General features: G+C 57.0%; 7 protein-coding genes. 2 read left to right on the forward strand and 5 right to left on the reverse strand.

Annotation, left to right across the window (positions count from 1 at the left end):
• A partial coding sequence (locus VGP75_RS16690) for an NAD(P)/FAD-dependent oxidoreductase (protein WP_327544738.1) occupies window positions 1-1294 on the forward strand: 1294 nt, incomplete at its 5' end.
• Window positions 1295-1418: 124 nt separating this feature from the next.
• Here the strand turns inward: VGP75_RS16690 and phaR are convergent.
• The 3 genes from phaR to VGP75_RS16705 all read right to left on the reverse strand — a co-directional run bounded on the left by phaR (window position 1419) and on the right by VGP75_RS16705 (window position 4518).
• Window positions 1419-1967: a polyhydroxyalkanoate synthesis repressor PhaR gene (gene phaR / locus VGP75_RS16695; RefSeq protein WP_327544739.1), complete on the reverse strand. Its 549-nt coding sequence runs from the start codon at window positions 1965-1967 to the stop codon at window positions 1419-1421.
• A 156-nt stretch (window positions 1968-2123) separates the two neighbouring features.
• Entirely contained in the window at window positions 2124-2576 is a 453-nt protein-coding gene (locus VGP75_RS16700; protein WP_327544740.1) for a phasin family protein, read from the reverse strand.
• Window positions 2577-2721: 145 nt separating this feature from the next.
• Window positions 2722-4518, reverse strand: coding sequence for a PHA/PHB synthase family protein (locus tag VGP75_RS16705; protein WP_327544741.1), 1797 nt, complete (start codon window positions 4516-4518; stop codon window positions 2722-2724).
• Window positions 4519-4584: 66 nt separating this feature from the next.
• Between VGP75_RS16705 and phaZ the strand changes: the two genes are divergently transcribed.
• Window positions 4585-5856 carry a polyhydroxyalkanoate depolymerase gene (phaZ, locus tag VGP75_RS16710; RefSeq protein ID WP_327544742.1) on the forward strand — a complete coding sequence of 424 codons (1272 nt, stop codon included), beginning with the start codon at window positions 4585-4587 and terminating at the stop codon, window positions 5854-5856.
• On the opposite strand, the gene VGP75_RS16715 is transcribed toward phaZ, so the two are convergent.
• Window positions 5849-6589 (reverse strand): alpha/beta fold hydrolase, encoded by a 741-nt coding sequence (locus VGP75_RS16715; protein ID WP_327544743.1) that lies wholly within the window; start codon window positions 6587-6589, stop codon window positions 5849-5851. The two genes, phaZ and VGP75_RS16715, sit on opposite strands and share 8 nt — an antisense overlap.
• Before the next feature lie 81 nt (window positions 6590-6670).
• Window positions 6671-7390: alpha/beta hydrolase (locus VGP75_RS16720; protein WP_327544744.1), on the reverse strand; the 720-nt coding region annotated here is incomplete at its 5' end.

Raw genomic sequence — 7390 nt, forward strand, 5'->3', positions numbered from 1 at the left:
ACTTTATCGTAACGACCGCCCCGGCGTATTGCCCGATAGCTGGTATGTCGCCTCAGCCGATATCCCGCCCGAACGTCCGGCGCTGAAGGGCGCGGTCACGACCGACGTCTGCGTCATCGGCGCGGGCTATACCGGTTTGTCTGCGGCCCGCCATCTGGCGGCGAAAGGGCTGGATGTCATCGTGCTTGACGCGCATCGCGTGGGCTTTGGCGCGTCAGGACGCAACGGCGGACAGGTTTGCAGCGGCTATGACAAGGACCAGTCCACACTGATCAAACATGTGGGCCGCGACCACGCCAAAGCACTCTGGCAGTTGACCGAAGAGGCCAAGGCGGACCTGCGTGAACTCTGCGCCCAAATTCCCGAGGCGCGTTACACAGCAGGGTTGGTCCACGGCACGGTGACCGCCAAAGAGGCGGCGCATGATGCCGCCGAGGTCGACCTCTTGGCGCGCGAATACGGCTATACAGACGCGCGGATGTGCGACACCGATGAAATGCGCACGTTGGTGAGATCCCCGCGCTATCACAGCGGTCTGCTCGATATGGGCGCGGGCCATATCCACCCGCTGCGCTATGTTCTGGGTCTGGCACGGCTGGCCGAGGCGGCGGGTGCGCGGATTTACGAAGGCTCCGAGGTGCATCAGATAACCAAGGGCGACCCTGCGATTGTCGCCACGAACAAAGCCCGCATCAAAGCCCGCCATGTGATCCTTGCAGGCAACGGCTATCTGCCCAATCTGGAACGCAAGGTGGCCGCGCGGGTGATGCCCTTGAACAGCTTTATCAGTGCCACCGAACCGCTGGGCGACCGTGCGGCAGAGATCATGGGGCAGGATGTGGCCGTCAATGACAGCCAATTCGTGGTGAATTATTTCCGCCTGTCCGAAGACGGACGGCTTCTTTTCGGCGGGCGTCCCAGCTATCGCATGGGGTTTCCGCAAGATATCGCGACCGTGATGCACGAACGGATCGCAGCCGTCTTTCCGCAACTCAAGGGCGTCAGGATCGACTACGCATGGGGCGGCACTCTAGGTGTGACTATTCCGCGATTGCCCGCCGTGGTGCGCGTTGCCCCCAATATTGTTTCTGCGGGCGGCTATTCCGGCCATGGCGTCGCGCTGTCAGGGCTGGCGGGTAAAGTCATGGCCGAAGCCGTCGCTGGCCAAGCGGGCCGGTTTGACACGCTGGCCGATATCAATGTGCCGCCGTTCCCGGGCGGCACCGCATTCCGCGCGCCCCTTCTGGCACTGGCAATGACATGGTATTCCATGCGCGACCGTTTGGGGATCTGAACCTAAGCTGTGCTGACGGCTTGGCCTTGCAAGATCTGCATCGCTTGTGCGGACTGATGCGCCGGTACAAATACGTGGTCATGGAAAAGTGCCGCGACGACAGCCGCGCTTTGCTGATATCCGGCTATTTGCCCAGCTTCGAAAGCTTTTCCTGCAATGCAGCGAGCTGATCCTTTATCTCGCCCAGATCGTCGCCGTCTTTGCTCTCGGTGCCTTCCTGCTTGCCCGCGCCCGGGATCATGCCGCCAGTCATTGCCTTGAAAAAGGCTTCCTGCTGGGCGCGCATCGCTTCAAAGCCGGGCATATTTGCGATGGGGCTGGCTTTGCCAATGTTTTCCATCGCCTTGGTCTGGCCTTCGCGCAGCATATCGAAGCTGGCTTGCAGGAACTGCGGCACAACAGATGCGGCCTGGCTTGTATAGCTGCGCACAAGATCGGTCAGCACATCTACCGGCAAAACGCTTTCACCACGGCTTTCGTGTTCTGCAATGATCTGCAACAGATATTGGCGCGTCAGGTCGTCGCCTGACTTCAAATCAACGATCTGCACTTCACGTCCCTCACGGATGAAGGCGGCGATATCTTCAAGGGTCACATAGTCGCTCGTCTCGGTGTTATAGAGACGGCGGCTTGCGTAGCGCTTGATCAGCAGCGGTTTGTTGGTGTTGGCCAAGAAACGTTCCTCCACAGAGATGTTGCAGTGCAGAGAAGCCTATGCCGCGTCTGCGCAAAAAGAAAGCAAATAGCGCAAAACAAAAAACGGCCCGCGTGTGCGGACCGTTCTTTGAAAATCGAACCCTCAGGGAGGCAAGGGTGATTTTACATGCGTTTACTTCGCAGCAGCAGTTGCCTTCTTGGCAGCAGCTGTCACTTCGTTTGTTGCTTTCTTCGCAGCAGCAGTCATCTCTTCGGACATGTCTTTGCCGGCAGCAAGAACCAGTTCCATTGTCTGTGTCTGAACTTTTTTCGCGATTTCAGCGAAAGCAGACATGTGCTCGGCAGCGGATTCAGCAGAGGCAGATGCGAAGTCTGTCATTGCTTTTGCATAGTCGGCAGGCTCGGCCTTTGCTTTGGACATGGCTTCGATTTTGGCCAGTGTGTCCTGTGTCCACTTTGCAGACAGCTCGGCAGATTTGCCAGCAGCGTCGATTGCAACGGCGGACATCTTTTCAGCCAGGGCAGTCTGGTTCTTGAACTGCTCTTCCATTGCTTTTGTGTCGACAGGAAATGCGCCTGTCATGTCTTTGAAGATCGCTGTGAAGTCTTGTGCTTTAGCAGCCATTGTAGTCGCCTTTCGGTTTGTCGGTGCGGTGTATTCCGCGCTAATTCGATGACACCAATATGCATGCTGCAGCGCAGCATTTCAAGTATTTTCTCTGCACTGCAGCATATTTTTTCTGCTTATGCATATTTTCGAGAAATTTGAACTACTTATTCACTACGTAGGTTCCGGGTGCGGGCGCTAACACCGGGTGATCGTCATCTCCGGGGGGCCGTGCGGTGACTTTTTTGCCTGATTTTTCCGACAACCACGCATCCCAGCGCGGCCACCAGGACCCTTCATGCTTCTCGGCACTTGCCAGCCAGTCATCCGCCGTCAACCCAAGCTCGGGGTTGGTGTAATGGCCATATTTGTTCTTGCTGGGCGGATTGATGATGCCCGCGATATGCCCGCTCTCGGACAGGATGAATGTCTTATCCTTCGATCCCATCTGCGTCACACCGGTATAGCTGCTTTTCCACGCGGCGATGTGGTCCGTCTCGCAGGCGATCGCGCACAAGGGGACAGAGACATCTTTGAGATGCACCGTTTCGCCCGCAATCTCGAAACCTGTGGTCGCGAATTTGTCGTTCTGGCACAGCCCGCGCAGATACTCGACCGCCATACAGGCCGGAAGATTGGTGCCATCCCCGTTCCAATAGAGCAGATCAAACGCCGGTGGTGCCTTGCCCATCATATAGCTTTTGATCGCAGGCCCGTAGATCAGGTCGTTTGAGCGCAGGTAGGAAAATGTCCGCGACATAAAGAATGAGTCCAATATCCCATTTTCGCGTACCTCATGTTCGATCCCGTCGACAAAATCATCATCGAGAAACACCCCGACCTCACCCCGATCCGAAAAGTCGGTCAGCGTGGTAAAGAATGTCGCGGCATTCACCGAAGTGTCCTTGCGCTTTTTCATCAAGGCCAGCGTCAGCGACAGCGTCGTGCCCGCGATGCAGTAACCCACCGCATTCACCTTTTTGACGTCGCAAATGTCTTTGACCTCTTTGATGGCTGTCAGATACCCCTGCTCAACGTAATCGGTCATTGATGTGTCGCGGTATCCTGCATCAGGGTTTACCCACGAGACGACAAATACGGTATAGCCCTGCTCCACCGCCCATTTGATCATGCTGTTTTGTGGTTTGAGATCGAGAATGTAGAACTTGTTGATCCATGGTGGGAAGATGATCAGTGGGGTTTCGTATACTTTTTCCGTCGTTGGTGTGTATTGGATCAGTTCGAACAGATGGTTGCGATAGACCACCGCACCCGGTGTGGTCGCAAGGTTCTCGCCCAGCTTGAACGCCTTTTTGTCAGCCAAGGTGACCACAAGGTCGCCGTCATTGGCCTCAAGATCCGCAATCAGGTTTTCCAGTCCGGCGACAAGGCTCTCGCCTTCGGTTTCGGCGGCCAGCGCCAAAGCCTCGGGGTTGGTGGGCAGAAAATTGGTCGGACTGATCATATCGACCAGTTGCTGGCTGAAATAGCGCAACCGCTTCTTTTCCTCAGAATCAAGCGTGTCGATATCATCAACCGCCTGCTGCACCGCAGAAGCGTTCATCAGGTACTGCTGCTTGATGAAATTGAAATAGGGATTGGTGTCCCAAAGCTCATGCGAAAACCGGCGGTCTTTGGGTGTTTCATCCGTCGGCGGCGTCAGCTTGCCCTGCGCCAACAAGTGTTGCGCCTCGACATAATGCTTGACCGATTTCCCCCAGAATTCGAGCTGATGTTCGATCAGCTTGGCGGGATTATGCATCATTTCAGCCATATAAGCAGTTGCTGCCTTGACATAGAGCTCCTGACTGGGCCCTTGCAATGCCGGCGTGACAGAGCGGCCCTGCGCCATGGCCTTCAACAAACGCTGAGTAAGCTCCTCAACCCGGGCAAGATTGGCCTCGAGTTTTGCAACATTGTCGCCAACAGCCTCTTGCGTATCCAAATCGTTTGTTGTCATTTTAACATCCTTGTGCATATGCTGCAGGTGCAGCATAGGCTGCCCCTACCATCGGAGTTCGAATAAATGAAGTATATGATGACCTACGACCTGATGGAAAGCATGCGCAACACCAATCAATGGCTTGGATCAACAGCGCGCGCTTTTGCATCCTATCCGGTGATGTCATGGGGCGCGAACCCTGCAATGGATTGGCTCAAGGCCTGGGGCGAAGTCACCGAGCGCACTTTTGCACGTATGGTTGCCAAACCTGACTGGAACATTCCAGTGCAAACGAATGTGGATGGCACCGATATGGTCGTGACAACCGAAGTGGTTGTTGAACGTGCGTTTGGTGATCTGATCCGTTTCCGTGTTGGCACACGCCCTGACCGGACCCGCAAAGTCCTGTTGGTTGCCCCTATGTCGGGGCACTACGCCACACTTCTGCGCAAAACCGTTATTAGCCTGCTGCCCGATTGCGATGTCTTTATCACCGACTGGCACAATGCCCGCGACATCCCTGTCAGTGAAGGCAAATTCGACATTGAGGATTACACCCTCTATCTGATGGATTTCATGCGCGAGATGGGCCCGGACACTCATGTGCTGGCGATTTGTCAGCCTGTGCCGCTTGCTCTGGCGGCAACTGCCTATCTGGCAGAGCTTGACCCAGATGCGCAGCCGCGGTCGCTCACCTTGATAGGTGGCCCTGTGGATCCCGATGCAAACCCCACCGAAGTCACCGATTTCGGACGCTCTGTCACCATGGGGCAGCTGGAACAGACCATGATCCAGCGCGTCGGTTTCAAATATTCAGGCGTTGGCCGCATGGTCTACCCCGGATTGCTGCAACTCGCATCGTTCATTTCGATGAACGGCGAAACCCACGCCAACGCCTTCCGCGATGAGATTATCCGTGTCGCAAAAGGCGAAGCCTCGGACCATGACCGGCACAATCAGTTCTATGACGAATATCTTGCCGTCATGGATATGACCGCCGAGTTCTATCTTTCGACCGTCGAACGCATCTTCAAAGGCCGCGAAATTGCGCGCAATGAATTTATGGTCGCCGGTCACAAGGTGGACTTCAGCAAGATCACGACCGTCGCGGTCAAGATCGTTGAAGGCGAGGACGATGATATCTCGGCCCCTGGCCAGTGTTTGGCGGCACTCGATCTGCTGACCGGCCTGCCCGACAGCAAGAAAGCAGCGCATCTTGAGCCCGGCGCTGGCCATTACGGTATCTTTGCCGGGGGGAGCTGGCGCAACAATATCCGGCCACTGGTTCTGGATTTCATTGATGCCAATTCCGAAGGCGCAAAGGGTAAATCCGGCAACGTCGTCGCAATCAAGTAAACGGGCTGACCGGCGCTGCCGGTCGCAGCATCATGGGCTGCTTCATCCAACGCTGTAGCGCATCGGTCGTGGCATCGGGCGCTTCGAGCGTGGGAAGATAGCCTGCACTTTCGATGATTTCCAACTGGGCGTAGGGGATCAACTCGGCCAGAAATTCATGGCGCTTCAGCTGATACTGCCCGTCATGGCGTCCGCAAATCACTGCCGTTGGCTGCAGGACCTGGCGCAATGTCCCCTGTTGGTCCTTGCGGCGCTGCAAGGCGCGCGCCTGCTTGATATAAATCTCGGGGCCCAGCGCATCGCCCATTGCCGTCAGTTCGCGCACCAGTTCAACCTTGTCCGTGGACGGGGCCATCCATGTCGAATTGATCTCATGCTGCAAGACATCTTTCCACCGGCCCGCACGGGCGGCAATGATATGCGGCTCGCGCGCGGCAGCGGCCTCGGGTGTGTCGGCTTGCGGGCTTGTGCTGATCAAGGCAATCCGCGTGACACGTTCGGGGGCGCGCCGGATCACTTCCATTGCGACCATGCCCCCAAAGCCCATGCCACAAAGCGCAAACTTTGGCGGCGACCAGCTCAGGATCTGGCTTGCGATCTCTTCGATCCGCTCGCCACAGGTGGGGGGCGCAATCATGACGGCATGCGCCTGCGACATCACCTGCATTTGCGGCGCAAAAACGCGCGCGTCAGACAACATCGCAGGGATCATCACCAGCGTTTCACGCGGCATTGTGTAAAAGCCCTAACAAACTGCTCAACCTTTATAGGTTTTTTAACACTGTGGCGCGGGAACCGTTGTTCTGCAAGTGTTTCAGCGCGCGGAGAGCCCGTGCACCCAAGCGATAACCTGCCGAGCGAGCGGTTCCGTCTGGCCGGGCGAGAAGATATCTCCTGCCATCACATGCCCCATCGCATCGTCTGCGGGCGTTTGTGCAAGCGTCACAACATCTGTTTCCGCCCCCCAACGTGCCATGACATGGCGGGTGTCATCAGGATGCACGACCTGATCGGCTTCGTTGAAGCAAAAGAGCGCGGGCGTCTGGATGATCGCGAGGTCCGCCTTGCGCACAGCACGCACTGCATCAGCCATGACATGGACCGCCGCGATCGGCACATTCAGCGTCCAGTAGGCAGCGTGGCCTGCGTTGATCCGCTTGATCTTGCGCGAGGCCCCGGCGACATACTTGGCCCAATGCCCTGCGGCGGGCAGATCGAGCAAGCGCTGCACCACACGGTTGCGTAGCCCGAAGTTGGGCGAGACATGCACCATTCCTGTCACCTGCACACCCTCGGCCAGCGCAAGCGTCGCCAAGGTGCATCCGGTGGAACAGCCCATGATGATGACTTCCTCCCCTAGGGTTTGCGCAATCGCAATGGCCTCGGCCACGTCACGGCGCCAATCGGCCAGGGTAGCTTGCCCCATTGCATCGCTATTCTGCCCATGGCCCGTGAGCCGCGTAAAATGCAGGTTTGCGCCCAGCGCTTTGGCCACCAGATCGGGCAGCGGGCGCAACTCCTGCCCTGTTGCCGA

This window comes from Yoonia sp., from assembly GCF_036007805.1.
Lineage (GTDB): Bacteria > Pseudomonadota > Alphaproteobacteria > Rhodobacterales > Rhodobacteraceae > Yoonia.

What these genes read in the sequence shown, in the direction of transcription:
- VGP75_RS16700 (WP_327544740.1), bottom strand. Translation starts at nt 2,576, where the DNA reads ATGGCTGCTAAAGCACAAGACTTCACAGCGATCTTCAAAGACATGACA.
- VGP75_RS16705 (WP_327544741.1), bottom strand. Translation starts at nt 4,518, where the DNA reads ATGACAACAAACGATTTGGATACGCAAGAGGCTGTTGGCGACAATGTT.
- phaZ (WP_327544742.1), top strand. Translation starts at nt 4,585, where the DNA reads ATGAAGTATATGATGACCTACGACCTGATGGAAAGCATGCGCAACACC.
- VGP75_RS16715 (WP_327544743.1), bottom strand. Translation starts at nt 6,589, where the DNA reads ATGCCGCGTGAAACGCTGGTGATGATCCCTGCGATGTTGTCTGACGCG.